At 54.2% G+C, this 26668-nt stretch carries 19 protein-coding genes and 1 pseudogene; 5 read left to right on the top strand and 15 right to left on the bottom strand.

Translation table 11 applies throughout. The features are described from left to right. A partial coding sequence (istA, locus tag VB144_03700; GenBank protein MEA4882763.1) for an IS21 family transposase occupies nt 1-1477 on the top strand: 1477 nt, incomplete at its 5' end. After that, nucleotides 1471-2292 carry an IS21-like element helper ATPase IstB gene (gene istB, locus VB144_03695; protein MEA4882762.1) on the top strand — a complete coding sequence of 274 codons (822 nt, stop codon included), beginning with the start codon at nt 1471-1473 and terminating at the stop codon, nt 2290-2292. The genes istA and istB, both read left to right, overlap by 7 nt. Here istB and VB144_03690 read toward each other — a convergent pair. The 12 genes from VB144_03690 to VB144_03635 form a co-directional block, all read right to left on the bottom strand. Beyond that, nucleotides 2289-2519: a hypothetical protein gene (locus tag VB144_03690; protein ID MEA4882761.1), complete on the bottom strand. Its 231-nt coding sequence runs from the start codon at nt 2517-2519 to the stop codon at nt 2289-2291. The two genes, istB and VB144_03690, sit on opposite strands and share 4 nt — an antisense overlap. Before the next feature lie 107 nt (nt 2520-2626). After that, entirely contained in the window at nt 2627-2980 is a 354-nt protein-coding gene (tnpB, locus tag VB144_03685) for an IS66 family insertion sequence element accessory protein TnpB (protein ID MEA4882760.1), read from the bottom strand. Between the two features lie 84 nt (nt 2981-3064). After that, nucleotides 3065-3268, bottom strand: coding sequence for a hypothetical protein (locus tag VB144_03680; protein ID MEA4882759.1), 204 nt, complete (start codon nt 3266-3268; stop codon nt 3065-3067). A gap of 192 nt (nt 3269-3460) precedes the next feature. Beyond that, the gene (gene brxL, locus VB144_03675; protein ID MEA4882758.1) at nt 3461-5536 is read right to left on the bottom strand and encodes a protease Lon-related BREX system protein BrxL; all 2076 of its coding nucleotides are present in this window, start codon (nt 5534-5536) and stop codon (nt 3461-3463) included. 15 nt (nt 5537-5551) lie between these two features. Beyond that, nucleotides 5552-8143 (bottom strand): BREX-1 system phosphatase PglZ type A, encoded by a 2592-nt coding sequence (gene pglZ / locus VB144_03670; protein ID MEA4882757.1) that lies wholly within the window; start codon nt 8141-8143, stop codon nt 5552-5554. Nucleotides 8144-8214: 71 nt separating this feature from the next. After that, the gene (locus VB144_03665) at nt 8215-9822 is read right to left on the bottom strand and encodes an ATP-binding protein (GenBank protein MEA4882756.1); all 1608 of its coding nucleotides are present in this window, start codon (nt 9820-9822) and stop codon (nt 8215-8217) included. A 16-nt stretch (nt 9823-9838) separates the two neighbouring features. Then, entirely contained in the window at nt 9839-13234 is a 3396-nt protein-coding gene (gene pglX, locus VB144_03660; protein MEA4882755.1) for a BREX-1 system adenine-specific DNA-methyltransferase PglX, read from the bottom strand. A gap of 14 nt (nt 13235-13248) precedes the next feature. Next, on the bottom strand, nt 13249-16773 hold the full coding sequence (brxC, locus tag VB144_03655; protein ID MEA4882754.1) for a BREX system P-loop protein BrxC: 3525 nt from the start codon (nt 16771-16773) through the stop codon (nt 13249-13251). A gap of 15 nt (nt 16774-16788) precedes the next feature. Beyond that, complete coding sequence (locus VB144_03650) at nt 16789-17346, bottom strand: DUF1788 domain-containing protein (protein ID MEA4882753.1); 558 nt, start codon at nt 17344-17346, stop codon at nt 16789-16791. Nucleotides 17347-17356: 10 nt separating this feature from the next. Next, entirely contained in the window at nt 17357-17962 is a 606-nt protein-coding gene (locus VB144_03645) for a DUF1819 family protein (protein MEA4882752.1), read from the bottom strand. Nucleotides 17963-18013: 51 nt separating this feature from the next. Then, complete coding sequence (locus VB144_03640) at nt 18014-18205, bottom strand: helix-turn-helix domain-containing protein (protein ID MEA4882751.1); 192 nt, start codon at nt 18203-18205, stop codon at nt 18014-18016. Nucleotides 18206-18870: 665 nt separating this feature from the next. Continuing rightward, nucleotides 18871-19116 carry a hypothetical protein gene (locus tag VB144_03635; protein ID MEA4882750.1) on the bottom strand — a complete coding sequence of 82 codons (246 nt, stop codon included), beginning with the start codon at nt 19114-19116 and terminating at the stop codon, nt 18871-18873. 265 nt (nt 19117-19381) lie between these two features. Here VB144_03635 and VB144_03630 point away from each other — a divergent pair, with 265 nt between their 5' ends. From VB144_03630 to VB144_03620, 3 genes and pseudogenes are all read left to right on the top strand, one after another. After that, a complete protein-coding gene (locus VB144_03630) occupies nt 19382-19837 on the top strand; it encodes a hypothetical protein (GenBank protein ID MEA4882749.1) in 456 nt (151 codons plus the stop codon). 671 nt (nt 19838-20508) lie between these two features. Further along, nucleotides 20509-20658 carry a hypothetical protein gene (locus VB144_03625; GenBank protein ID MEA4882748.1) on the top strand — a complete coding sequence of 50 codons (150 nt, stop codon included), beginning with the start codon at nt 20509-20511 and terminating at the stop codon, nt 20656-20658. A gap of 53 nt (nt 20659-20711) precedes the next feature. Beyond that, a pseudogene (locus VB144_03620) lies at nt 20712-21842 on the top strand (tyrosine-type recombinase/integrase). Between the two features lie 130 nt (nt 21843-21972). Here VB144_03620 and VB144_03615 read toward each other — a convergent pair. The 3 genes from VB144_03615 to VB144_03605 all read right to left on the bottom strand — a co-directional run bounded on the left by VB144_03615 (nt 21973) and on the right by VB144_03605 (nt 26624). Next, complete coding sequence (locus VB144_03615) at nt 21973-22644, bottom strand: group II intron maturase-specific domain-containing protein (GenBank protein ID MEA4882747.1); 672 nt, start codon at nt 22642-22644, stop codon at nt 21973-21975. A gap of 220 nt (nt 22645-22864) precedes the next feature. After that, complete coding sequence (locus VB144_03610) at nt 22865-24814, bottom strand: carboxypeptidase-like regulatory domain-containing protein (GenBank protein MEA4882746.1); 1950 nt, start codon at nt 24812-24814, stop codon at nt 22865-22867. Between the two features lie 466 nt (nt 24815-25280). Further along, the gene (locus tag VB144_03605; protein MEA4882745.1) at nt 25281-26624 is read right to left on the bottom strand and encodes a tetratricopeptide repeat protein; all 1344 of its coding nucleotides are present in this window, start codon (nt 26622-26624) and stop codon (nt 25281-25283) included. Nucleotides 26625-26668 lie beyond the last annotated feature (44 nt).

Below are 26668 nucleotides of genomic sequence, written 5' to 3'. Positions count from 1 at the left end.
AAAGGAATTGCTTAAGATGGTCACTATTGAGTCTATCCGAAAGATGCGCCTACGTGAAGGCAGATCGATCCGAGAGATCTCGAGAACACTGGGCGTCTCGCGCCAAGCAGTCAGGCAGGCCATCCGCGGGGAGGTCAAACGATCGTACACCATGTCCGAGCCGCGAGCATGCCCAGTGATGGATCCCCATCGTGAGGTGATCCTCAAGTGGCTTAGGGATGATCAAGAGGCGCCCCCAAAGCAATACCACACTGCAAGGCGCGTTTTCGATCGGCTCTGCGAGGATCGCGGATTTACGGGTGCGGAATCCACGGTTCGCAGGTATTTGGCGCGTTTGAGGAACTTGAGGCCTGAGGTTTTCATTCCGCTCACTGCCGATCCCGCGGAGGTAGTGGAAGTGGACTGGGGCCAAGCGTGGGCGTTGATCAACGGCGAGAGGCGCCAGATCCACTTGTTCGTCATGCGGCTTAGGTGTAGTGGTGCATGTTTCGCCAAAGCGTACCCGTTCGAGAAGGCGGAGGCCTTCTTCGAAGGCCATGTGCAGGCTTTTCAATGGTTTGGCGGTGTGGCGCGGACCGCTAGATACGACAACATCAAGACAGCCGTGCTGAAGGTGCTCTTGGGCCCGATGAGGGAGGAGAACCCCGTGTTCAGCGCGCTTCGCGCCCATTACCTGTTCGATTCCATCTTCTGCGCCCCCGGAAAAGGGAATGAGAAAGGCTCAGTGGAGAACGGCGTCGGATACGTAAGGCGAAATGCTCTTGTCCCCGTGCCGAACGTTGAATCATTGATTGAGCTAAATGCGACTTTGCCGCGGTGGTGCGACAAGGATCGAGGCAAGCGAGGACAATCATGGATTGCCGAACGCGGCGCGATGATGCCTTTGCCCCAGGACGATTTCAAGTGTTCGATCACTCACCTGCTGAAGGCGAACAAGCTGAGCCTAGTGCACTTCGAACGCAACCGATACTCGGTTCCCGCTGCGTACGCGCATGCGAACGTCAGGCTGGAGGCGTTCGTTGACCGGGTCGAGATATTCCACAAGGATCAGTTGGTTGCAGTTCATCCCAGAGCGCTAGGCAGAAACCACGATGAGCTCTGCCTCGATCACTACCTGGACGAGATACAGCGAAAAAGACGCAGCGTAATGCATGCGTCAGTGGTGAGAAACCTTTCACCGATACATACGGAATTCCTGAAGTGTTTGAATCAGCAAGGGCCGACAGAATACCGCAAGTTCGCTGAGATCCTGCTGCTACACAGGCAGTTCTCCAATTCAGTTGTGGAAGAGGCTCTGACAAAGGCCATGGAGTTGGGCAGCCTTGAGGTCAGCGTCGTGCACCAGCTGGCATTGAGTATCACTGGAACCCAGCTGCCGGCAGCGGTTGAGGTTCCGGCTGAACTTGCGGCGGTCACGGTGTCGGCTCCTGACCTTTCGGAGTACGACGCCCTGGGGGGAGGCGTATCCGCATGGTGAACCACGAAGCTGCGGAAGCCATGATCGAACTGTACTGCAAAGCCCTTAAGATGCCGACTCTACGCAAGGGCTTCAGGCAGATCCTGAGGGACTCGCAGGCAAACGGCTACTCGATGGTCGAGTTCCTGGGTTCCTGTCTTGCCCACGAAATCGAAGGCAGACATCAAAGCGCAATGGCTACGAGGATGAAGCTGGCCAAATTCCCCACGGTCAAGACTCTGGATTCCTTTGATTTCGATGCTGTTCCGACCCTTGACAAGACGAAGATCTTGGCCCTGGCTGACGGCAGTTTCGTCCGCGAACACGAGAACCTCGTTCTCCTGGGGAACTCCGGCCTGGGCAAGACCCATCTTGCCATTGGCCTGGGTGTGAGGGCTATCCAGGCTGGCTACCGGGTGCGTTTCGCGACCGTGCCAACTCTAGTTCAGGAACTAATCCAGGCAGAAAGGGAGTTCCGCCTCCCCAAGTTACTGAAGTCGTGGGAGAAGGTTGACCTTCTGATCGCTGATGAACTGGGCTGCGTCAGCCTCGGGCCCGGGGGTCCTCTACTGTTTCAGCTTTTCGCTCAAAGGTACGAAAAGTCCAGCTTGATCATCACCAGTAACCTGGAGTTCTCTCGGTGGGCTGAAGTGTTCGGAGACGTGACCATGACGGCCGCCTTACTAGATCGGCTGACTCATCACGTTCATACCTTTGTCCTAACGGGTCAATCATACCGACTAAAGCAAAGCAAGACACGAAGCGGGGTGACGAAGATGGCGGATCCCGGAGCATGCTCAGATCAGCCGGCGCCGTCCGAAATAGGTAGGATTTAGTGGTCAACTTTTCGATTGTCATTTACAGTGGGTTCGGCCAGCAGAGCCTGCGCCTCCGACTCAGCCTCATTGAAGAGCTGCAGCTGCGTGTCATCAGAGGGTTCGCTGGAAGCGACGAAACGACGCTGCTGGTTCAAACGGAACTGCTCTTCACGCCATTTGAGTCTGGCATGCAGTTCGGCGTTTTCCCGCCGCAGCCGATCGATCTCCTTCTCGAGATCCGTCATTAAGGTGGCATTTGCCTCTGTGTTACTTATACTTGATCTATTCGACATCGTCCACGGAGTACCTGCTAGCCCAGGCCGTTTTCAAGGAAATACTTTGGCGCGGATTCCTACAGCACGGTTCTGGCGGTCACGGCAGGATGAGCTTGCCTTTGAGTGAGCGACAGACCATCAAGCAGCCAGCGAAGCTCCCTGCGGGTGATCGCAACTGCCCCAGTTCCCTGCTGCGGCCACTTGAACCGGCCCCGTTCCAGCCGGCGATAGTGCAGCCAGAACCCATTGTGGTCCCACTGCAGGATCTTGATCTTGTCGCGCTGGCGGTTACAGAAAGCGAACAGGCAGGGAGAGAAGGGATCAAGCTCGAAGCCTTCTTTGACAAGGGCAGCCAGGCCATCGATGGACTTGCGCAGGTCAGTGCTGCCACAGACCAGATAAACACGCTCGGCAATGGCATCGTTCAGCATAGCTCGAGGGCGCGTACAATTCTAACGAGCAGCTGGGGATCGAAGTCAGGCTTCACTTCCACGGTTGCCTTGCCGATCCTGATCTCAATAGTGCTGGCGAGGGCCTCCGGTTCGCACGCTTGCACCCGCAGCCACTGTGCTGGAGTCTCGAGCTGGGTAGGCGAGCCAGTAGTAGAATTGCTTCTTCCTGAAGCCATTCTTCTCGCACCACTTGGATCCGCTGAGCCCGCTGGCTCTGAACTCGGCTATCCTGGCTTTCCACTCAAGTAACTTTTCGGCCTGCGACATGAACATCTCCCCCAACATCTATGCCTTCAGGGGCGATTATCTCATGTGGTTTGGCCTTCGACTATGTGGGCACCATTTGACGCTTACGCAATACCGGCTGTATTGGTAGCCCCCAGAGTTATTGGCATCGTAGCCAGTGGCCGTATGTTATCGCATTACTCAGTTGTTTATGTGATTTGAACACCGTACTGTCTATTCCACGCCCAAAGCCTTAAACACAGCTTCCTGCGGGGTTGAGTAAAAAATGAGGCTGAACGCTCCAATGAGGTCTGCCGGAACTGCGCCAAGTTCGGCGGCAGATGTTATCGGAATCAGCACCTTTTTCGCGCCGCTGTCGAGACAGACTTGCAAGACGCTTGCCAGTTCCTCGACTTTGAGGATTGTGCCGCTGATACTAATGTCGCCAAGTACGGCGAGGCTTGAAAGTGTCGGCTTGCCGAGGGCGCAGGATGCGAGGGCAATCACGGTCGGCAGGGTCAACGACTTAGTCATTCCGATGCCGTTGAGGTCTTGATAGTTACTGATGTAGTCCTTTGTCGTCGTGCTTATCGAGCCGCTTATCTGGTTTCCGCTGGCTTTCAGGAAGTTGAACGCCGTGTTCGTGGCTTCCCTTGCGTCACGGTCGGAGCCAAGCCCAGTGCGCTCGAACTTTCCGTTGCCGGGGAGCATCTGCGTTTCAAGACGGTACACGCCTATCATCCCGCTCTTGCCCTGCGAGATGGTGTAGACGTTACCCGGATTTGTCAGCCCTTCGGGGATTATCTTGCCGCCGCCCTGTTCCGGCACGGAAACATAACGTTCCTCAAAGGACTCGTTGTCGATGTAAGAGAAGTTCACATCATAGAACTCCATGCCTCCGATTTTCTTCAACTGCTCCTTGACACGGCGACGCATTTCGAGGGCAAAGGTCAGGATTTCCTCGATGTCCTCCTTGCTGAACTCACCGTTGGGATAGAGCAGCTTAGTGAAGCCTGACACTATTCTGCGGACGGCGATGACATCACGCTGGTTCAGGTTCCTGCCAAAACGGAAGTACTTGTCGCACACGTCGCCGAACGGTTCTTTCCTCATCTCGCGCATAAACTCCGCGAGGTAGTCCGTGATAAAGCCGTAGTCGTTGGTGAACGATTCGGGGCGGTATTTCGGTATCTCCCAGCCGGGGATATAGCAGTGCATACGGTCAAGGAATGCCGTATCATACGCCATCGCTTCGGGGAACGGGTCAAAGAGGTGCGATGTTTTCAGCAGCACGTCCACACTCTGATTGATGTTGCCCACAAAAGCCATCGACGCGGATGCCGCCTTTTCCTCTTTTCCTCTGGCAAACGAGCCGGAAGCCATGTAGTCCTTCATTATCTGAATGCCGTCTTTGTCTTTGAATGTGATACCCGCTACTTCGTCGAACGCGACGCAGTCCCACAAGCCCACAAGCCCCACGGTTTTGCTCGCCATGTTGTAGAAAAGGTTGGCGACCGTGGTCTGCCCGCCGGACACGAGGATACTGTTCGGCGAGATTTCCTTGTAAAGGTGCGACTTGCCCGTGCTGCGCGGCCCCAGTTCGCAGAGGTTGAAGTTGTTTTCAATGAGCGGAAGCATACGGGCAAGTTGTAGCCACTTCTCTCTGTCGCTGAAACGGTCTGCCTCCATACCCGTGGAGCGGAGCAGGACGGTAATCCACTCGTCCTTGGTAAAGGCACGGCGACCGTCTTTTATTTCGTGCATATCGATGTGAGGCATCTGAATGGGCGTGAGTTTCACAATTCGAATCGGCGTGGACTTCTTGTCTTCCTCGACATACTCGTATTCAAGCCCGACAATGCACCAAATGCCGCCGCAGAGCAGGCGGTCGTACTTCGATACATAATCCGAGGATATGGGAATGTTACGGATACCGAGGTTTGAGAAATCGGCTTCGTAGCGGTCGAGTTTGATATTCAGGATGACGGTTATGCGGTCGATAACCGTGTAACTGCCGCGCTCACGTAAGCCGGACAGCACCTTCTGCGCTTCGTCGGGGCGTACGAAGTTCTCCGAGAGAATTCGCTTGACATTTTTCACGCCTTCCTCGATTATCTTCGGGTCGTCGGAATTGCAATATTGTCCAAGTAAAAACTCTAAGACATAGACAGGAACGTTCGCACCCTCCTTGATCGCCTTGGTCAGATCTTTGCGGACAATCTTGCCGTCGAAATGCTGGCGCAGTTTCCGATAGATGACCTCATTCGCGTCATCCGTTTCCGGCATATAGCTTGTCTGTTCTAAATTCATTGCGAAGTCCTCCTCTTACAGGTCAAAGCCGAAGTCATCGGCGAACGCTATGTCAATGCGGAACTCGACTTCTTCGGGAACATCGGTTTCGTTCGCAATAATAAGGCGGTATAGTTTGTTGCGGTTGTACTGCATCGGCTTTAGCGTGAACCTCACGCGGAACACGCGCTCGGAAGCGTTGCTGTTGCCCTTGTCGGCGATAACCGTCTGGAAGTCGCTGACGGGAACGCCCTCATCGTCGGTGAAATGCAGTGTGTAGTTGCAGGGTTGCACCTTATCGCCAACGGGCTGTTTTTGCAGGAAGTCAAGGGAGAACATCAGGTTTGACACCTTGCGGCTCTCAGAAATCAGTGTCAACCCCGGATTCTGCACTTCTACATACTTCTTATAACCCGTCCGCATACCCTTGTAGACGATGACCGGCACGACCATCTCCTGCAAGCTGATACCGCCGTGGACGTAGTTTGCACCGCCGCCCTGTACCTTGATACGGACGGTATCATGCGGGGCGTAGCCTTTCATCGGAACGCCGCCAAACGTCCGCTCCGTCTTGACAGGCAGGAGGTATTCGGCGCTCGTTTCGGGCGGCACAAGCGCGTAACGCCGACCGAGTTCGAGTATCTCGCCGTTAAAAGTCTGGCGGCTGATTTTCTGGCTTTCCTCAAGCGGTTTGTAGGTGTATAGGAAGCCGTGGTCGGCGGTGATGAGGATATTAATGCCGCTCAGGTCATTCACGATTATCTTCACGATGGCTGTCAATTCGTCAATCGCAGTCTCGCAAGCCTCGAACACCTTTGTTTCGGTGGCAGCTTTGTCGCCGAGCGCGTCAATCGTGTTGTGATAGATGTAGACGATAGCCTTGCCCTGTACCAAAGCGCGGCGGTCGGCTTGCTTCATCTGGAGCATGTCTTGATATTGGATGGTGACGCTTTCTTTGTCCGCGGCGTTCAAAATCGCACCGCGTTGGGCGGTGCTGACGGTCGCACTCCCGTCCACGAATACCTCAATCTTGTCGTTTGTTGATACCTCTTTGCCGGGGAGCAAGGCCGCCATTCCGAATTTCGTAATGGTTGGGAACACGGCTTGCACGGCTTCCAGTGTCGTCTTGCCCTTGGTGTTGCGGCTGAGGGCTTCGGAGAGTTCGGTGGCAACCTCGAAGCGCAGTGCGTCGGATATCACCACAAACACGCGGTTTCCCTTGCTCACATTTGGGGAGACGTAACGACTGTAGAACTGGCGTTGCTCATTTATCTCAGAAACATAGCCGAGCGTATTCAAATCACCCGCTATGGCTTTTGTCCAAGCAAGAGTAAGTTCCTTTAAGAACCACTCACGGTACAAGCCCTCGACCACGTCGGAACACTTCTTCAAAAAGTCCTCCAATAGAGCGTTCGGGGCTTTCAGGGTATTACCGAAATAATAATGGAAATGCCGATAGTGGCTGTCCATCTGGTAAGCGTCCGTCGTGTAGAGTTTCCAAACCCTAGCGGGCTCTACAATGTGAAAACCTTCGATGTGTGCCAAGTAAAACTCCTGCATCTTGGCGATGTAGTATAGACACTCAAAGTAGTTATCCGTCATGGGATACCAGCTGGAAGCGCGGCGGTTCTCCACCGCTTCCAGGATAGCGTCAACCTTAATAACTTGCTCACCAATCTCGGTGAAAAAGCGTTTCAGTATACTCTCATCGATGGCGGGGAATGCGTCGCTCTTTAAGAGAGCATTTGTCTCGATCTTGTCAAAACGATCAGCAAGACGCAGTTCTCGCTCCACATAGCGGCAAAGTTCCGCCAAGTCGTCGCTGCTGTCGCCGCGCTGCCACTCGTGGACAAGCTGATAGCAGTACGCCTTGTTAGAGTCAGAAACATACCGCTCCAGGCCGCGCAGAGCAGAAACGGGCATCGTCTGCGACAGGGCGGTGATAAGGACATGGGCGGCAAGGTCGGAAAGCGGGCGGTCCTCTGCGTTCACATAACCTGTGTACTTCTGTACCAGCTGCCAGAACGCCTCGATGTTGCCGAACTTCTCTATGTTGACCAGTGCGTCGTTGTTCTCTTTCTCCAAATCCGCCGACAGGACGGCAATAATCACGTCCTGAGCCGAGCCGCCGGCCAGACCGCACAGCACCGCCATAATGTCGATGTGGAGTTGCAGCGGGGTCTGGTACGTTCTGCCTATTCTTCGTAGTTTTGCTTTGCGGTCTTTGTTGTCAAGGAACTTTGCGTACAGCTTCATCGCCTTGCGCATCGGCGAGGACGGCTCAACGAGCAGTTCTTCCATTTGGAGTGACACACGGTCGGCGCGGAACTCCTCGCTGAACAGCTTGATGTCCAAGAGCCAGTCGTCTTTGAGGTCTTTCTCGTAGGACAGCGGGTCATAGATAAGGTAGTCTCCTGTCAGGTCGTCGCTTGACAACAGCTTCTTGACGGCGAAGTTGTTCCTACCATCAAGTTTGACGAGGCTCACGCCGGGCAAGTCGAGTTCGTCAACTGCATCCGCAAACTCACCGTCTTCATCGTGCCAGAAGACAATTCGGCGTTTATGAAATTCCGGCAGCGGCGCGGCGAACCGTTCCGCAAGCCTTAGTTTTATCGTTCCTGACAGCATAGTGTTCCTCCGTTGACTTGGAACCTTTAGTTCCAAGTTAGTTCTAAGATGGTTCCAAGCTTAGTTCCAAGTCATCTTGCGAACCACTTTGCTGACGAGGTTTTGCCGACAACATAAACCTGGTCGCTTTGTTTCAACTCTCTCATCAGCACCTTTATCTGGTTCTTCGAATGACTTGGCAGAACTTGTTCCAACTCTTTGAAGGGCGTGCCGTTTTCGCCGTTCTTGCGAATGTGTTTCAGGATCAACTCCTTGTTCGTATCGCGGTCCAAACCCGAAAGTCTAGTATGAACGCCTGACTTGCCCGTGGCTTCGTATAAACTGCGAGCCAATACGAACTTGTTACGGCTGACGTGTTCAACCAAGCCTAACTCAATCAGCCGTTTGGTGCGCAGCCGCAGGGTGTCAGACAGCGGTTTCTCATGGAACAGGGCGTTCACTACAAGAAAATCGTCGGTCGCCATAGCTTCGAGTCGTTCATTGCCGATTTTGTTTATCAGCGACAACATTTTTCGGTCAAGCACCAAACCGTTCAGCGTAATGGTGACGAAGTTATCGTCCGTGCCGCGAAAGTCGGGGAGCGATTTTGCTTCCTTAATACTCAACTCGTAAATCAGGTTCATACCTTGACCCGAACGCTCGACCAAACCGCAGAGCGCAAGTATCTCGGCGATACGACGGTTGCGTGGCGATTGCCTGTCAAGGATATTGTCGAGCGTCACACCAGTCGGGAACCCACCGGGGCTCTCGACAACAAGCCTGTCGCGATACTGCCTGACGAACACGCTTCCGCTAAACTGGTAGTTGCGGTGGCTGACAGCATTTAACAGGGCCTCGCGCACGACACGCTCATTGAACGTCGGTATATCAAAGACGAACAAACCGTCTTGATAATGCTGTTTGTCGTTCCGCAGGTTAATAAGCTCCCATATGCGGTCGTAGCAGGCGAAAAAGCCCACCCTGAACTCTTCACGTTGCTGTGCCGGACCCGAAGCATCCGACGAGCGGTACTCAAACACTATCTCAGATTGCGGAAGATACTTTCCGAGTGCGGCGCGTGTGCCGAACAACGCCAATGCCGCATAGGTCACGCCACCGCCCGATATTGCCTCACAGTCGATGAGCAGTTGCTCCGCTGACAGGTTCTTAACGCGGCTGCTGCCACTCTTTTCAGCCCATTTACTACGGAAAGCGTTAATTGCGTTCTCGCCTAAGTCTTTAATACTTGCGCCGGGGCAGACACTACCCGAAAAATCAAAGCCCGTTTCATCGTAAATCCTGCGGCGCACATCCTCCGGCATCGGAACAAGGCTGTCCCCATCGCGCCACCAAGCAATACCATCCACTTGAACGGGCAGACCTAACGGACGACCCGCCACATCGAATACCAGTACGCGCTTGCCGTCTTGTTCAAGAGTATCAAAGTCCACGCGGACGCGCAGCTTATCCATTAAGCCTTGGCGAGTGCGCTCCGGCTGGTCAAAGGCGTTGCTTCCGACCACTTGGCGTGGACGTTTGTCGCTGATGCCAAGCACGAACTTGCCGCCGCCCCAATTTGACAGGGCGCAGCAGTATCTCGCGGCTTCGTTTGAATCAAAGCGCGTTTTTGCTTCCTTGAACTCGAAATGCTCGCCTTCGGGAGCATTCAGCAGTTCCTCAATCGTGATGTATCCCCGCATGTCCGTTCACCTCCCACTATATCTTCGCAAGAACGTCGGCGAAAATCCCGTAGTTCTTCTTCACGCCGTCGTCGAGGTCCATTGCGATGTTCATATCGGCGAGGTGGTGAACCTTTTCTTCATACACTCCTATTTCACGCGACTGCTCTGTCAGTTTATCCTGCTGTTTGAGCAGCCGTGCGCGCTCCGGTCCCGTCGCGGTGTTCAGAGCGGCGGCGATGTGCGTAAGCTGTGTGCGGTAACGCTCCTGCTGTTCATGGACATAATCCGTCCGCAGTTTGGCGAGCAGGTCACGCGAGTAGCGGTGTAGGTAGGTCAGGGCCTTGAAGCCATTCTTCTTACCGCTGTCGAACAGCCAGTAAATCGGGCGCTTCTGGTAAGTCTTGCCATGGTCTTTGTAGAAATCATTCAAGAAGTAGTTACGAATGACCTCGCGCGGAGTACCTTTGCCTCCGAGCGCGTCGGCGATAAACTCCAGGTTCTCCTCCAAGGTTTCCGCACCGTAGACCACACGGACGAACTCCGTGAACCGTGCCACAATGTCGTCATCGAAATATTCATCGTCGCAGATGGGAAGGATATTGTCCTTGTCGGGGATAAACGACCGATATTTGCCCGCATCCCAGTCGCCGCCGGCGTAGGCAAGCCCCTCCACGTCGAGCGAGTACCGTCCGAACATACAGCCCACGGCGTAGCTGATTAGACTGCGAACCTCTCGCCCCAAATCGGCGCGGCGCACGGTTACGTCCTTGTCCTCAACCTCTGGCGTGAGTTCGTCCTGCAAACCGTAGATGTCAATGAATATGCGGTTGAGTTCTTCCTCGTTGGCTTTGAGGGTCTGAAAACGACCATCGGCTAGCATTTCCCACGCTTTATATGCGGAGCTAATCCGACGAACTGGTTCGTTGTCACCCCAAGCGGATGCTCCCGCGAGTCGAAAGGCAACGAGCGGATGAGCCTTAAAGTCCCACGAGGTTTCAAACGCATCCCAGTCGGCACGGGAGACAGTAACGCTTTTACCAACTAACGAGTCGATTCTTAACCTATACAGGGAATATTCTAATATAGGAATTTTGGCAAGGTCTCCGATATTAAAGTGAATCGAAGGACAAAGAATTTCCAACAACGCTTTACTAACAACACTATTAAGGAATGCAACAACGAAATTCAGATTTTCGTGACCAAAAACACATAATCCTGCCGTCGAGAAAATATGGCCGAATGAGAATTGTCTTAGTCCTATTCTCCCTGTTGAAACATCTGACCATGTAAAACCAGCTTGAAAATAGTAATCCTTGTTTCGGATTGACGCTCTACCAGTCGCTTTTATCTCCCTGCCATCATTCTCCCAGTTGATTACTAAAAAATTATTACCATACCATCGTTTCGTTTCTCCACCATTGTTAAAAGGAAACCACTTTTTATCACGTTTAACTTCATCTGTTGTTTCGACAGGCATTGCAAAGTCGGAATTTCTTATCTCGTGCCAATACCGTAGAAATCTATTGTTGTCGGCTGTTGATATACCTACACAGAACTTTACAGCATCACCAAAGTTACTTCCAAAAGTGAACGCTGATATAATATTATCCCCCACCCAATACGCCACAGGGCAGCCGGGTATCTTCTCGAAGTTCTCTTTTATTGCGGTGTAGCGGTTGGTACCGGACAAAAACGCTTTCTCTTTCGCTTGTTGGCTGTTGTAATCCACCAAGCGGACATAGCTCGCCTCAAAGTCGGCGATATTGCGTTTTGACAGCACGAAGGCGGTCGTCTGCACGACTTCACCGCCGATTTCTTCAAACGCCCTTGCGCCGAGGTGCGTCATATTAACGATGTCGCGATGAATCAGCTTGCCGCGCAGTTTCTCATAGCTCGACAGGAACATCCAAGTGTGTTGCGTAATCATCGCCTGATAGCCCGTGGCATTCAGCAGTTCGCCGCACTTCTCAACAAACACGGCGAAAAGGTCGCTCTTGCTATCAGGGTAGTTCTTCTTCACAAACTTAGATAGCTTCGCGCCCATACCCCTACCGCCCATATACGGCGGGTTGGTTACTACAACGTCGTACTTCTGCGCCAAAAGACGCTTGAAGTTCCAAGCATTGAGTTGCAGAGCATAGGCGGTATCTTCAAGGCTCAACTGCCCTGGTTTTTCAACAGGCCTCGGCGGTATCGACTCCACTTTCACGAGTGAGCCGTATTCCTCGCCGTCCAGGAATCCCGTAGGGCGGTAGACCTGCGGCTTTACGTCCTCGGTGAAAATGCGGCGGTTGTACTGCCGCGCTTTCATCATCAGCGAGAAATAGGCAAGTTGATAAGCTCTGCGGTCGATGTCTAGACCATAGAGGTTCTTTTCGAGTATCAGCTTCGCCGCGTCACGGGGATTGTAGCCCTCAATCTCATATATCTGCATCAACACGTCAAAAGCGTAAACCAGTATGTGGCCGCTGCCCATGCACGGGTCGATTAGGCGAATATCCTCCGGCGACTTCACGGGAGACTGCGAACGTAGAAAGCGTAGACGCTCTGCGACTTCTGGCGTTTGCTTGGCTTCCTCAATGTAGTACTTCCAACCAAAGTAACTGCCGTTCATATAGGTTGAATCCAAGCCGGATTCAACTTGGCAGCGTTCGACCCACAGCCGACCAAGGCTGTTCTCCACCATATACCGTACAATCCAGTCTGGTGTGAAAAGCTGCGTCGCGGCAGGAATTTTATCTTTCGTGATTTTTATGTTCTTCTTCAAGCCGTCGAACACGGCTTGCTTCGGCTCGGTGTTGTAATACTGGTATAGCCACCCAATAATCTGCACAGCATCGCGCCAGTCTTCTTCGGGAATATCCTTCACAAGGCGGGCGAGTACGCTGTCCTGTTTGAGAATGTTGTTTGGCAGGAGCATTTCGGTGTAGCTTCCCAGTTTCCCGAACATCTCCGGCAGAGCAGCGTTTAGTGCGTTGCACTGTATCAACAAGAGGTAACGGTAGAGTTCCTCGGTTTGGTTAGCGTTCAGCAGCTCAGACACCTTCGTCTTGTCCAACTCCGGCAAGTCAAGGTGCAGAACCTCTTTCAGGATTTCGGGGTTGAACTCGCCATTCGCGTCGGAGAACACACGAACGTGGGAAGGCAGATAGTCGTTGACCTCCATAAAGCGCAGGGCAACAAAGCGGTTGAACCAAGTGTACGCCACTTCCTCAACAGCCTGCTGATAACCGTTCTCTTTTATCAGCGTGACAAACTCACAGCGTTGCCGCTTCTCGTCTGCCGACAGCACACGCCCGGCTATAACTGATGCGTTTTCGTCGCCGTAGCCTTTGTCGCTGATGCCGTATTGATAGGCGCGCTGCTTCACTTGATCGATTAGCTCGTTCCGAGCCCATACCGCATATTTTTGTATGGCGTTCTTGTTCATGTCATTGCCCTCGCTCAGTTAATCTGGATTCCGTCATTTGCCTCCAAGGTGTCGTACAGTTTCTTGCGGATAATATCAAGATAGCCGTCCACGTCCTCGCGTGAGGTCAGCCGCTTGACGGGAAACACATCGTAACGGCGCACTTGCACGATTCTCTGCGGCTTCGGCTTTTCAGCGCCCGTTCCGTATGGCACGGGGTCTTCGTGGAGCATGGACTCCACCCGCCTGCAAACTTGGTCTTTACAGTTCTGTAGCTGCGTTATCATTGCGTCAAGCACGGTCAGGCTCGTAGCGTCGGCGACTCTCTGCTTGTACTCGATGAAGTGGTCATCTGACTTCCTAACTTCGTCGCTAGCTCTGTATCTGACGCCCGCAAGTGTGTGGACATCACCCATACATAGAGTAATGATGCCGAGCACTTCCTCTTTCTTTTGCTCCAAAAGAACGCCATAGGCGGTTTTGATGGACTGCATCAGATCGGAGAGGTCCTTGATCCGTCCGTAAGGCTTCGGCATACCGAGGATAGCGGCAATCTCGCTGATTTTTTCATTGGTGTTAGGGTCAGTGACGAAGTAGTCCCGCTCACTTTGCAGGTCGGTTTGAAGTTTTCGCGCCGCATCAAAGATGCCCCTCTGGGACTTGAAGAAGGTTTCGATCTCCTCCATGTCTTCGATGCTGTCAAGCAGGTCGTCCTGCCTTGCAAGCAGGCGTTTCAAGAGAGCTACATTGTCGTTCTTTTGCGAGAGAATGTCACTCATCAAGTCACGGGCGCTCATCACGACTTCCTTTTGCGGGTAGCGGTCGTGAGTGTATTCGGCAATCAGGGCTTCGTAGCGGTTCTTTTTATCGGTCAGCGTGTCTTTGACGAACTGCAGCAAGCCGTCCTCGTCCTCGGCAATGCTCATCTGTCCGAGCCAGTCGCGCAGAAACTTGACTGCTTTCCGCATATCTTCCTCTGATGGAGCGATTCGGCGGCTCACGCTTGCCTTGTCAATCTCGGATTTGACGCGCAGATAGCGGACGAGGTTCTTGTCGTCCTTGCCGACGATCGCGCCGCCGTAGCGGATTTCTATTCTTTGTGCGACGATAAGCCTTGCCACAAGCGCGGCGATGTCCACCTCACGCCAGCCGTAGGGAATTGCCTGATAGCGGCGCTGTACGTCGCCCATCGAAACGGGGACGTGGCTCATATGGCGGTCCTCAAGCCACTGGCTGACCTCGTTTAAGGCAAACTCGTTATTGCTTCCAATTCCGACCAGTCCGCTCTGCTGCGGCTCTCCGTTGAGGATAGTTAGAATATCCGCGTCGCTCTCACTGAACGTGTTCACAAGGTTCAGTTTCGAGTAGACACTTTCTATCAGTTGCTTCAAGGCTTCGTCCAGTCTAGTCTTGGCGTCGCCGCACTTTATGTCGACCTTCTCGCCATAAATGAAGAACACCCCGTCTATGATAGCCTTGTCAATCTGTACCTTTGCACTCTCTTCCAGCATCCGAGCCTGTGCCTGATGCTTGCGGATAATATCCTGAATGCTCTCCGGCAACTGAGATACGTTCTTTTGCTTGATGTACTTGCGAATCTTCGCGGCCGTTTCAAGTTCCTCGAAGTATAGGGCGTCGTTCGATAGTAGGACGATAGCCTCGTTGTTAACCTGCGAGTCCATAATCAGCCGCGCTTCGGGTGCGTTGTAATAGTCGCTTGCCACCGTGACGAAACGCAGACGTACCCCGCCCGTAGCCGCACCAACGAGGGTTTCATCGATGTACTGGTCATAAGCGAAGTCGTATTTGTTATATTTGTATTTCTTTGACGGGTAAATCTCGCTGAAGATCGTCTGCCCGATGCTCTGGACGATTGTCGCACTGTCCACGGACGTGTTGCGGATGTCGATGGCGATGTCCTGCTCCTCGTCGGTTAGGAACGAGTAGGTGTCGCCGTTGCGGGCGACGTAGTTCTGCGTTTCCAGACGCTCCAAGGATTCAGCGATTTCACGCCTCAGGGTTATTTTGTCCGTGCGGATGTCATCCACCATCAGAATGGCGATATTGTCGATGTTCGCCTTGATGTCGTCGATGTATCGCACGAGGTAGAGCAGTTTCAGAACGTTCACGTCACGCTGCTCCAAGCCGTCGCGCTTGTCAGCGGCGGTCTGGCAACGGTCTATCACTCGGCGTATCGAACTTTCAAGGAAGGTATGCACCGTGTCGTAAAACTGCGAGAAAGATACAAGGGCATTCTCGTAATTGCCCTGTACCTTCTGCGCCGCCTCTTGGAAGCCGGAGAGCATAGAACGCTCGCCGCCCGATAGGTGCTTTCCTGAATTGCCGTGCTTGCGGATTTCGGTGAGTACCTTCTGAATGATGATAAACTGATAAGGCACGAACGGGTATGTAGCGGAGAACTCAGCACCGTCCTCATAGCCTTTGATATCCAGCACCGCGTTATTGAACGTGAAAAGGTTCTTCAACACGGCGCGTTCCTTGTCGTAGACCATACTCAAAAGTGCGTCCGCGTCCTCTGTCTTTTCAAGGATACGCTTCTTAATGACCTCGTCCACCGAAGCGGAAGAAAGGGATAGACGGGTATTGAAACGCCCTTGAATCTTAGAAAAGTCATCGCCACTGATTTTCACAACTGAGTCGATGGCTTCTTGACTCGTTACCATAACCCAGACCTTGCCCCGGCACTTGCTACCGACTTCCTCGACAATAGACTGCAGGTTTATCATCAGGTCGCCATCGTCGCCGATGTACTGTCCGACTTCGTCCACGCAGAATAGAAGCTGGAAGTCTTTGCCTTTGCTGTCCACATACTCCTTGATTTCCTCGACGAGCTGCTTGATGCTCATGTTGGCGTTCTCTTCGCTGTTGAACCAGTTGCGGGCGGCGGTTTCGCTCATGCCAAGCACACTTTGTAGAACAGACACAATGTCGTCCTCAAAGAATGCGTAGGAAGCGCGGCTCTCCAACCAGGGTGCGCCGTTTACTTCCTCAAACACTCTGCGAAATGCCTCGGTTTTGCCCTGCTTGTCCACAAAGCGTTCCAGTTTCGCTATCTTCAAATCCTCGCCGTAAAAGCCGAGGTGGTTATAGAACACCTTGGCGAACACGCGCAGAACTGCCGTTTTGTCTTTGTTAATGGGTCCCTCGATGTCTATGTTAAGGAGAATCGACTCTGTGGGAATATTAGTGCAGCGGACAACCGTGGCGTACATCATCGGGTCGTCGAACTTGTCCTTGAAGATGTCGACGGCGGTTCTACCACCGACCGTACGGTTGGACAGTAAGTAGGACAGGATTTTTAAGAAGTGGGATTTACCGCTTCCAAAGAAACCGGAAATCCAGACCCCGATTTTGTCGGTCGGGTGGTCGATGGCTTTGGAGTAGTTATCAAAAAAAGTATTAAAGTGGCGGCGGAGTTCCTTCGTAATTATGTACTCGCCAAGTTCCTGTTGTAGGCTGTACTCGTCGTCCTGCGCCACCTTAATAACGCCGTTGATGTCACGGTTTATGTCCTTTTGAAACATACTCTGAATCTTCATTGTGATTTCCTCCGGTTAAAGTAAATTAAACGCCCTATAATAGTTACCGTCGTGGAACTTATTGAATAGGATTAGGCTGTGCCCGTTGAATTCCCCCGGATAGAACATCACAATCGGTATATCCGAGAACATCTGCTGCATACTGTCGAGCATCTTATGCGACCGCATAAAGGGATACACTTTGCCGACACCCATCAAAAATAGCACGTCGCCGCGTTGGTGCGGCTCATACTTCATCTTGGCAAGGAACGCCTCCGGCGTCGCTATCTTCTGGAGTTGGGCGAGCAGGTAGTCCTTACCCTTCTTTTCCTCAAGCCCCGGCACCGTGCCAAGCACCCGCTTCTCCTCCAAGATCTCAAGCAGTATCTTGTACATATCCTGCTCGATGACCCTATAATCGTCGGACGGAGTACTGACGAGCCGCTCGATGTAGTCGCGGACCATGAGTTCATACTCCGGCGCGTATTTGAAGACGTGAATACCAACTTCGTTGGAAAGCCCCTTATTGGCGAGGAAGTTCGCGTCGGATATTCGCCCCTTGATTTTATCAAGTTTCTGTTTGATGTCTTCCATAGTCACGTTCCTATCTGAAACAGTTGAAAGCGGCAAGCGCAGTCAAGTCGTTGTTTTGGCGGATGCCGCTTTCCAGTTCCGCGCTGATGAAGATTGGGTTCAGCGTCGTATCCTTAACGCTGTCGAGCATCTCCGTTTCAATCAGGCATTTGGTCAGCACCTGCTTCAACTTGGTTATCGTCTGCTCGCTCCAAGCGGCTACATTGTCGTTCTGCTCCTGCAGACGGGAAAAAAACACGTTGATGTCCTTGCGGGTGTAAGAAAAGTCCTGCTGACGGTACTTCTCGCCGACAAGATTAACCATAAACTCACGGACAAGGCGGTTATACCGCATCATCGCATAGAGGTTAATCTGCTTCGCCACCTCGACGGGAGCGTTCGCCACCTCGTAGACCAGATTCTCGTTGCCAAGCGCGACAATCCGCCTGTGACAGACGCGGACGAGTTTACTTATCTTGCGCTCCGTCGGGTACTGGAACAGATTATCCCGCTTGATGTATTCGGTTATTTCTTCAATCGGCTTGCCCTCAAGATACTGCTCTGAAACAATCCTCATCTCGTAGAACAGGAACTGCTCACCAGTCAGGCAGCCGTTGTACGGCATAGTTAAGCCCATAGTTTTTGATCACCCATTCACGCCCCTTTGACCTCAATTGCCATCGGTGGCTTATTCAATCTCAGCGCTCTTGCCACTGTCGACCCAAGCGTCTACTTCAGAAATTCTGAACTTGAACTGCTTGCCTATCCGACGGTGCGGGATGACGCCTTTCTTAATCCAGTTGCGAATTGTGTCCTTACTCACGCCGAGGTGTTCGGCTATCTCCTCAAGGCTTGACCATTTCTCAGGTTCGTTAGGCATTTGCTTACCTCCTGGTTGTCCTGCAACTAAGACCTACTAGTGATGGTAACATATTCGCCATCAAATTGTAAGGACTTTGTCGGGTTTGATATGAGTTAGTAGTATTATGTATACACTGAGTGGTTCATATTCACTCGGAATACTCTTGCTGAATGTCGGCCTGTTCACCAATTCATGTGGTGTACTCCGTAGCACCTGCCCCTGACTCATATGGCTGCGCAGATTTCATGTCAACATCAGCTTCGGATTTCACTTTCTGGAGGTGATGATTATGTTAGAACGTATTTTGATCCTCCCCGGACACTAGTGGGATACCACGGCTGTTATGTACGGTCGTGCCCTACTGCTCTGCCGGGATAGGCCGTGTTCGGGCCTGCGGAGCCGTTGGCGCATCAGCTAACTACTGGATGAGTGTATGACCGACATGGGGAGCTCGGGAGGAATGCGCCGACCGAGCTTTCTCATTGGTGGCGCGACCGCTTGCCTGTCCTCGACTTCGATATCGTGCGGATAGGCAAGACGCGTGGCAGCAGGTGAACCTGGCAATAACGAGGCCGGATCTCCAAGTCGTGTTGCCACGCGCCAGGCTTAGTCTTGAGTTGTATTTCGTACATCCACATCGATTCGATGGTGCACCAATCGTATGGCTCGAACGCGACACGCCACTAGTGTTCGGGCATCCTGATAAGCCCGTCCAGCACCTGCTCTGCCTCTCGGATAGCGTTCCTAATGGGATCGGCAACAATTTCAGCGCCTCCGGGCTCTTTTCCGATAGTGACTAGGTCTGAGAACCTCCGCCCAAGCTCGGCGAAGCACTCACGTATGCGCTGTGTTTCCATAAGAGGGGAGCACAGCTCCAGCGTTCTTGCGATGCTCTCCGCATGCGCCAGCATCTCCATGTCATCACCCATCACCGCTCACTCCTCCCTGAGGTCCGACGCTCAATCGCCAAGGCATGCCATTCACAAAAGAGTCTGGCCCGCTCAGCCATCTGTGGACAATTACACCATTGTGCCTGCCAGTTGGCGATCACGCTCTTCCGAAAGCGGTGGTCTGGATCTCGAGCCCGCGACGAATCCTGCGAATGAGTCTGGCTTACCAGGAAGGTAACCCCACGCAACTGGCGTATCATCCAGTTCGAGAGGCGAATCTATCGCCTGGAAGGAGGTGTGCCGTATGAAGGAGGACTTCAGGGAGGAAGACGAGCTTGCTAGGGGTCTCGTGAAAGCCTTGACGCCGCAAAGAAGCTTTACAGGCATCAGGACGCAATTCGTCCGTGATCGTCTGAAGGAGACCAAGTGGGAGAACCGAGGCTACATAGGTATCCTCATGCACCTGGAGGATGCCGCGGAAATCACCAAGCAGGGCCGGTCCTGGGGTTGGTCAGGCGCAATGCTGTATGGTAGGATGAAGAACGATTACCCGGTCGAGTATGACTGCATCAGGCGCGAGGTAGAGCAAGGGATACTCACTTCGCCTGACGAGTTCATGAACCTTAAGACAGCTCATGAGCGCAGGGTTGCGCAGCTCGAGGCAGAGGCCGCAGAACGCGGCAAGCGCGAGGCGGATGAAAGGCGCCGGCGGGCTGCAGAACTGAAGGAGCAGTGGCGCGAGCTCGGAGGTAGGGACTGAGTCCCAGGGCCTGCCAACCAACAGCCACCACACGCAGAACACGACCACATGGCGAGGGCCCCTCACCTCGCCCTCGGAACCTAGCGATGGGCCCTGCATCGATCCCCATGCCGCAGGAGTACCGGCACATGCGTGCACACCGCCCCCGACCACCCTATCCCATCACCATCACAACATCAAGCCGACATACACGATTCCAAGCCCCCTTTGAGCCCCCTGGAGAGCTTCACGAGGGTGATCTCAGGGATGTCTAGGGTGATTGTAGGCCTAGGCTTGACCGACTCCTCAGAGACGATTGTCTAGGCGAACCTTGCACAGATATTCAGTTGTTTGCTCCTCTTGCGCAAGTTGTCTGGACGAGTGTGGGTAAGCTCGCGGCGGATCTTGCTGAGCCTCTGTCAGGCGTACCGTTACGGACAGCGTTACGCTACCCTGCGAGGCCCAGGGAGACTCGATCTGTAGGTGGGGTGCAACCTGGCATGGGGGGGCTCCGAAGCGCTCCACAGGCGCCTTGTTCATGGCAACTCTTTCAAGCATATTCCTCGGATTGTCTACCGTCCTGCTCCATACATGATGCAGTCAGGTGCCGAGACGGTACGCTCAGTCCTGCATCCCAATCGAGCGTTGATCATTCACTCGTGATGGACTATAGTCCAGGTGAAGGCGCCATCATGAAGGACTTGCACATTATGCTTCCAGATGATGCCTACGAATGGCTTAGGCTGGTTGCCTTTCACTCCCGAAAGAGCCTGGCACAGGTGATAAGGGAGCTCATCGAACAGGCCCGAGACAGCGACCGCGATGAAGGCAATGGAAAGTAGGCATCCTCCGGCTCTACCATCGTTATAGTTCAGTTAACGGGAGGAGGTCAGGAATGCGTGAACGAGGCCAGATAATCACCAGGGGCAAGGATAGGCACTTAGTCAGGGTCTGCATTGGTGTTGATGAGGCCGGAGGGCGAGTCTATCACAACAAGACCATCAGAGGCACGAAGAAAGACGCCCAGCGTTATCGAACATCCGTACTTAATGACCTTGACCGGGGCACTTTCGTTGAGCCTTCGAAGGAGACCCTGAACGCGTATCTGGATCGGTGGTTGGAGACGTCAGCCGCCCCGCGCGTCAGGGGCCGGACCTTGACAGATTACCGTGGCCTGTTGGACCGCCATGTGAGACCATCATTGGGATTACGAACCCTCTCGTCGATAACCCCGCTCGACGTCCAGGGGGTGTACACCAGCATGTTGGAGAAGGGGCTATCGCCGCGCACCGTTCGGTACACCCATGCGGTCCTGAGCAGTGCGTTGAAACAGCCGGTGAAGTGGCAGCTGCTTCCTAAGAACTCGGCTGAGTATGTTGATCTACCGCGTCAGAAGCACACCGAGATGCGCGCTATGTCGAGAACTGAAGTAGCCCAGTTCCTCAGTTCCGCAGAGAGCAGCCCGCTGTATGCCCTGTTCCTGCTGGCAGTCACAACCGGCATGAGGCCAGGGGAATACCTAGGGCTGCAGTGGAAGGACGTCAACCTTGATGAAAGCATGATCCACGTATGCCGGAGTCTGGTGAGGAACAAGGCAGAATGGCGTTTCGATGAGCCCAAGACACCGAAGAGTAGGCGCACCGTCAAACTCCTGCCCACGGTGGTCCATGCCCTGCGGGTTCACAGGAGCAGGCAAGCTGAACAGAGGCTGGGTGCTGGGATCAAGTAACAGAACCTGGACCTCGTGTTCGCGGCAGACAATGGCCAGCCGCTAGACAGCCACAACCTGGTGAACCGCCATTTCAAGCCGGCGCTCAAAGCTGCAGGATTGCCGGATGCCATACGCCTGTATGATCTCCGTCATACGTGTGCCACGCTCCTACTAGGCGCCGGCGAGCATCCCAAGATCGTGTCCGACATGCTAGGGCATGCCAGTACCCAGCTGACGCTCGACACCTACTCGCACGTGCTGCCCGACATGCAGCAGAGCGCGGTGAACAAACTCGAGGGCATGCTCTTCGGATAACTACACAGCGGTCACGCACACTCTCAGCTCGTTCGCACACATTTCGCACAATCGGGTAGGAGGGGGCGTCTAGCCCCCGTCCTCCCACACCACCGTACGTGCCGTTAGGCATAAGGCGGTTCATGAAACCTTAGGAATTCTGCGCGTAGAGATCCGTCAAGCTCAGAAGCCCTTGGTTGCGCCAGTGGGCGATGCCGAGGGCTTTGTTCACCTGCGGAGTGTTAGCGAGTCGCCAGTATGCTTTACGCGACCCGCTGATCTTTTGTGCCCACTCATCGGGAATGCCCAGAGCGACGAGGTTTCGCCGCACCGTCTTGGGCCTCTTCCATTGTTTCAGCAGGCACATCCGCAGACGTCGTCGTATCCATTGATCCATCTCCTGGCATACGCTCGGGGTCCGCGCGATTCGGTAGTATCCCATCCAACCTCGCAGGTAGGAGTTGAGCTCGCGAATGCGGCTGGCCATGCTCTTGCCCGGCCTGAAGCCGTAGCTGTGCTCAGAGAACGTGGGTTCAAACAGCGGCGTCAGCACCTGTAGAACGGCTTGCTGAATGAAACGGTCCAATGCGGTGGGTATCCCCAGAAGTCTTACGCCTCCGCCCGGCTTCGGGATTTCGTGCCGGCGTACAGGGCTTGGCCTGCAGGTCCCGCTGAGCAGCGATTGCTTGAGCTCAGCCCAATGGACATGCAAGTATGGGCGTAGTTCGCCAACTCGCATCCCATCGATCCCCGCAGCTCCTTTGTTCTGCTCCACGCGTTTGCACGCGCTTACCACATTGGAATTGGATACGATGAGCTCCATGAGTCTCTGCGTGTTCTCCCCGGGTTGCTCTGTGGTTCGCGCCGAAGAAGGGCTAGGCGCTCCCGCCAGATTCCGCCTCGCGGCGGACACCCTTGCCTTAAGCTATGGCTACTGCTGCCTTCACCATCGGGGACTTTCACCCCTCAGACAACGATCATGCCGGGCGCACCTAACAGTCTGGGAGGGGTCTCCCCCTCCCAGATTCTGGTTGTACGATCGTCTAGGAAAGCGACTCCCAGGAGTCATCCTCGTAGATAATCCTCACGAGCCCATCGCTGTCAGTCTCTATTTCGCCAATCACGGCATTGCTCGCGTTTTTGATTGTGCCCGTCGCCTCAAAGCGTTCGCTAATGTAAACCATCTGTATGTTGACCTTCAGCCCGGCCTGGTTCTGGATCTGAAGCGCGCCCGTGTGTCTCGCGTCATTGGACCCGTCATAACTGGCCGTTCCATCCAGCCACCGGCTGCCATGGTCGTAGCGCACCGTAGCAGTGAAGGCTTTGTAGCTTCGAGTCGACACCACGATATGCGCCAACACGCTGGCCTTGCCAGGCGGGTTCACAGAGCCGCTGAAGTCCACCGTGCCCTCTGGCCAGTTGCCAGGGGCGGGATCGTTGCGGAAATCAAAGCCAGCAGCATTGGTGAGCGTGATGTGAGCGTTACCTTCGAAGATCGGCTCGGTCACGCCAACTTTGGCGAAACTGCCGTTAATCCTCACATCATTGGGCGCCAACAAGGGAATGTCACCAATCGTGATCACATTGCTCTTCACTGCCGAGAGCTCGATGCTTCCACTCAGCGTGACTTCATCTGTACGTATGGATCCGGAGAATTCCACCTCGCCGCTAGAATCCAAGTCCCCTGAAATGGTCAACGTCCCATCGGCATTGACATGCGGCGAACGGAAGGCGCCTTCTACTGAAACCTCTACGGTCGGTGGCTGATCGCCGAATGAGCCATGGTATTCTCCCGTTAGCGTGGTTGCCTCAGCCAGCAACGGGTTCTCGGGATCCCTAAGCTCCGCATCAATGTGAGCCTCGGTTGGGAGACCTCCTGCGGAATCATCCATAGTTACGCTCAGGCGGCCGTTGAACACGAAAAACCGATCGGCGGTATTCTTGACTTCAAACGCGATCTCGCCTGAAGCCACATCGCGCAGAGTCCACCGTTCGGGCAGGCTTGCCGATAGAGGAATAACCCCAACTTTGGTCCACTCCTCTTCGTACGGCTCGTTGAACCTCTCAAGGAGCCACTTCCCTTCGAGATACGGCCCTGCCCACACGAATTCTCCGTCTTCCTTCTCTCGGTACCTGCAGCCCGATCGCTGCTGCATGACCTGCGGATGCAATCCACCCACGTGCATGGCCACTGCCTCAAGATAGGGCGCCACGTTCGTAGCAATGTGTCCGGATGGATCCGCGATCTCCTGCTCGTATGTACCCTTGAGGGTAAGGCCAGCGTCTCTGAGGTCCTGGATCATTTCCTTAGCGGGCCAGACTTGGCTGTCGTTCTCGCCAGGGACTGAGCCCGTGACCTCGCCTACAGCTCCGTCTGGCTTCAGGCCATTGCCGTAGTCTCTGTAGAGAATGGCCCCGTCTGGAGCAAGATCCAGCCAGCCCAGGCGTTCAAGAACCCGCATGGCGGCGAAATGAGTCGTACGAAGGTCCGTGATCGCCACGTTGCGCGCCTGGCGGAAGAACTTGCCCCATGCCTCCGCCACAAGCGAAGTCACGCCATCAATATCGCCGCCTGCACCCTGGCTCGCGTCGGCAATCAACGCAGACAGCCTCATGCCGGACCCATTGCGAGTTCCCGTGCCCGCGGTCGCTATGACCACAACATCGATGCCCTTGGGAATGTTGGAAATCGTGTATCCGCCATTCGAGCTGGTGGTCGCCGTCACCCCCACCTGCTTGCCGTTGGCGAAGTCGAACGCCGCGACGCTCGCCCCATTCACTGGCGTGTGGTCAACAGCGCAGGCTACTATCGAATGCGACGACCCCTGGTAGGGTTCATCGGGCGGAGCCGACACCGTGCCCGAGAGGGATACAAACTGAGGCTTTGGCGGGTTTGGTCCAAAGCACCCCGTCAGCATGAGCGTCAAAGCTGCCAACAGAGCCCCTATGGAGATGAGCCGGAGATGCCTTCCCGTCAGACGCACTGGTCTCATGGTCCAGTTCCCTCCTTGATTTCACTTTCTCACATCGCCAGTAGCCCGTCAGCAATCATTGTTGAGGCCAGCGGCACAAGTGCCGCCAGATTTTTGCAGCCCATGTTTCCGCACGTGTCCCCATATTCTGTACTAAGACCCAGACTCCTTCTAGCCCAATTGGCAGCCCTTCCTTGCCAAGCCGCTCAAACAGCCTGCAGTAGGCCAATTGGCCTCGATCCCAGCTGCTTATACGAAAGAACTCGTCGGGAGCGTGAAAATACTCATCTTTGAGCCCGAACCCGAAGCTCACCGTGTAGATACCCAGAATATCCAGGAATATCCCTATCGCCGCTCGGTCATTTGAATCTGGCTACTCTGCAACAGCTCACCTATCTTCACAATCTGGGCTGGGTTCAGATCAACCCCAAATCTGCTGCACGTGACATTCAAGCTCGCCTTCTGTATACCCCCTGTGAGCTCGGTTTTAGTTTGAAGCCCGACCTAACGCTTCGCGCAGATCCGCGATTCCCTTTCGAAATGTTGGGGACATGGTCTCCAGATCTATGCGATCCAAGCAGCGAATGGCCTCATCAACACGGCCTGACTTCGTGTAGTACTCAGCTAAACGGAACAAAAGCATGGGGTGATCAGGCGCTATGTCACGAAGCATGGAAAGCAGATCATGGGCTCGGTCGAGATCACCCTTGTACATGTATGTGGTCGCCAGGGCAAGGTACACTCGGAAACTGACTTCATGAGCATCTGTTGCTTCACACAGCACTTCGATTGCTTCATCGAACCTGTCGGCGTCGCCGAGCTCAGCCGCCTTGAGAATGGCCTCCTTGTCCTGTTCGTCAGTGTCAAAAGTGATTATCTTCTCCTGGACCGACACGCGAGTTTCTCTCCCATTCTCGTCCACCGCATCGATGAGCTGGCCCTTTTGGCAGACGCCGCAGTCCACCAAGATGCCAAGCGCAGCCGTTTTCACCGCACTCGACGCCGCGGGATACTCGATAATGTTCTTCGCAAGCTGCAAACCCCATTCGCGATCCACGTCCACAGCTAGGCTAAGCATGGCGCTGGCTGCACGCGTGTCTCCGCCTATCGTCTCTCCTGCCAGCAGACTATGAACGATCATCATGCGGCCAGCGCCCTTAGCGGCCATTTGGGGATATGTGCCACCAAGATCGGGTAGGCGATACTCGAGAGAAAACCGAGGGACCACCCCCATGTCCACTGCTTGAGCCACGTAGACGTAATCAGCTGCAAACTGCCAGGGCACTTTCTTCCAATAGGAAATGGCTCTTCCGATCCGATCGAGGTTAAACTCGGCAACACCTGCCAAGAAGCGATCTTCTACGCCGGCATGGTAGGTTTCGTGGCGACGGTACAGATCAATTACCAGCTGATGGCGGCCGAGGTCGCCGGCTGCCCTTTTCAACGCTACACTGTACTGGCGCCACGGTTTGGCTATTGCAGCCGGGGCCAAGCGCGCCTTGGGCAGGCCATCTTCAAAATCGCGGATGGCGCTTTCCAGGTGCTTCTCGGCCTCATCCCGGCGTCCCAACGCAACGCATATCTGGGCTGCAAGTGCGTGAGCGAAGGGATTATGAACGCCAGTCGAAAGGTTGGGCTGAAGTATCTCGAGTGCCTCTTCGGAATCGTTCTGGTAGAAGCGACAGAACGCCAAATTGTTCAGAACAGGAGGCGTCGACGTGACCTGCAATGCCTCCCTCAGCATGGCCTCAGCCTCGGCGAACCTCATCTCGCCAATCAACCGGTTGCTTTCCCGTTCCATGCGTTTGATGTCGCCTATGTCGTATCGCAACACGCCGCCCCATTTCATCAGTTAAGTGGACATATAGTTCAGTG

Source organism: Clostridia bacterium (assembly GCA_034926675.1).
In the GTDB taxonomy this organism is placed as follows: domain Bacteria; phylum Bacillota; class DTU025; order DTU025; family DTU025; genus JAYFQW01.
This window is presented reverse-complemented; position numbering and strand designations above follow the sequence as displayed.

Bases quoted from the DNA above. Each gene is read 5' to 3' on its own strand.
- istB (MEA4882762.1), top strand. From the start codon at position 1,471: ATGGTGAACCACGAAGCTGCGGAAGCCATGATCGAACTGTACTGCAAA.
- VB144_03690 (MEA4882761.1), bottom strand. From the start codon at position 2,519: ATGACGGATCTCGAGAAGGAGATCGATCGGCTGCGGCGGGAAAACGCC.
- tnpB (MEA4882760.1), bottom strand. From the start codon at position 2,980: ATGCTGAACGATGCCATTGCCGAGCGTGTTTATCTGGTCTGTGGCAGC.
- VB144_03680 (MEA4882759.1), bottom strand. From the start codon at position 3,268: ATGTCGCAGGCCGAAAAGTTACTTGAGTGGAAAGCCAGGATAGCCGAG.
- brxL (MEA4882758.1), bottom strand. From the start codon at position 5,536: ATGAATTTAGAACAGACAAGCTATATGCCGGAAACGGATGACGCGAAT.
- pglZ (MEA4882757.1), bottom strand. From the start codon at position 8,143: ATGCTGTCAGGAACGATAAAACTAAGGCTTGCGGAACGGTTCGCCGCG.
- VB144_03665 (MEA4882756.1), bottom strand. From the start codon at position 9,822: ATGCGGGGATACATCACGATTGAGGAACTGCTGAATGCTCCCGAAGGC.
- pglX (MEA4882755.1), bottom strand. From the start codon at position 13,234: ATGAACAAGAACGCCATACAAAAATATGCGGTATGGGCTCGGAACGAG.
- brxC (MEA4882754.1), bottom strand. From the start codon at position 16,773: ATGAAGATTCAGAGTATGTTTCAAAAGGACATAAACCGTGACATCAAC.
- VB144_03650 (MEA4882753.1), bottom strand. From the start codon at position 17,346: ATGGAAGACATCAAACAGAAACTTGATAAAATCAAGGGGCGAATATCC.
- VB144_03645 (MEA4882752.1), bottom strand. From the start codon at position 17,962: ATGGGCTTAACTATGCCGTACAACGGCTGCCTGACTGGTGAGCAGTTC.
- VB144_03640 (MEA4882751.1), bottom strand. From the start codon at position 18,205: ATGCCTAACGAACCTGAGAAATGGTCAAGCCTTGAGGAGATAGCCGAA.
- VB144_03635 (MEA4882750.1), bottom strand. From the start codon at position 19,116: ATGGGTGATGACATGGAGATGCTGGCGCATGCGGAGAGCATCGCAAGA.
- VB144_03630 (MEA4882749.1), top strand. From the start codon at position 19,382: ATGAAGGAGGACTTCAGGGAGGAAGACGAGCTTGCTAGGGGTCTCGTG.
- VB144_03625 (MEA4882748.1), top strand. From the start codon at position 20,509: ATGAAGGACTTGCACATTATGCTTCCAGATGATGCCTACGAATGGCTT.
- VB144_03615 (MEA4882747.1), bottom strand. From the start codon at position 22,644: ATGGAGCTCATCGTATCCAATTCCAATGTGGTAAGCGCGTGCAAACGC.
- VB144_03610 (MEA4882746.1), bottom strand. From the start codon at position 24,814: ATGAGACCAGTGCGTCTGACGGGAAGGCATCTCCGGCTCATCTCCATA.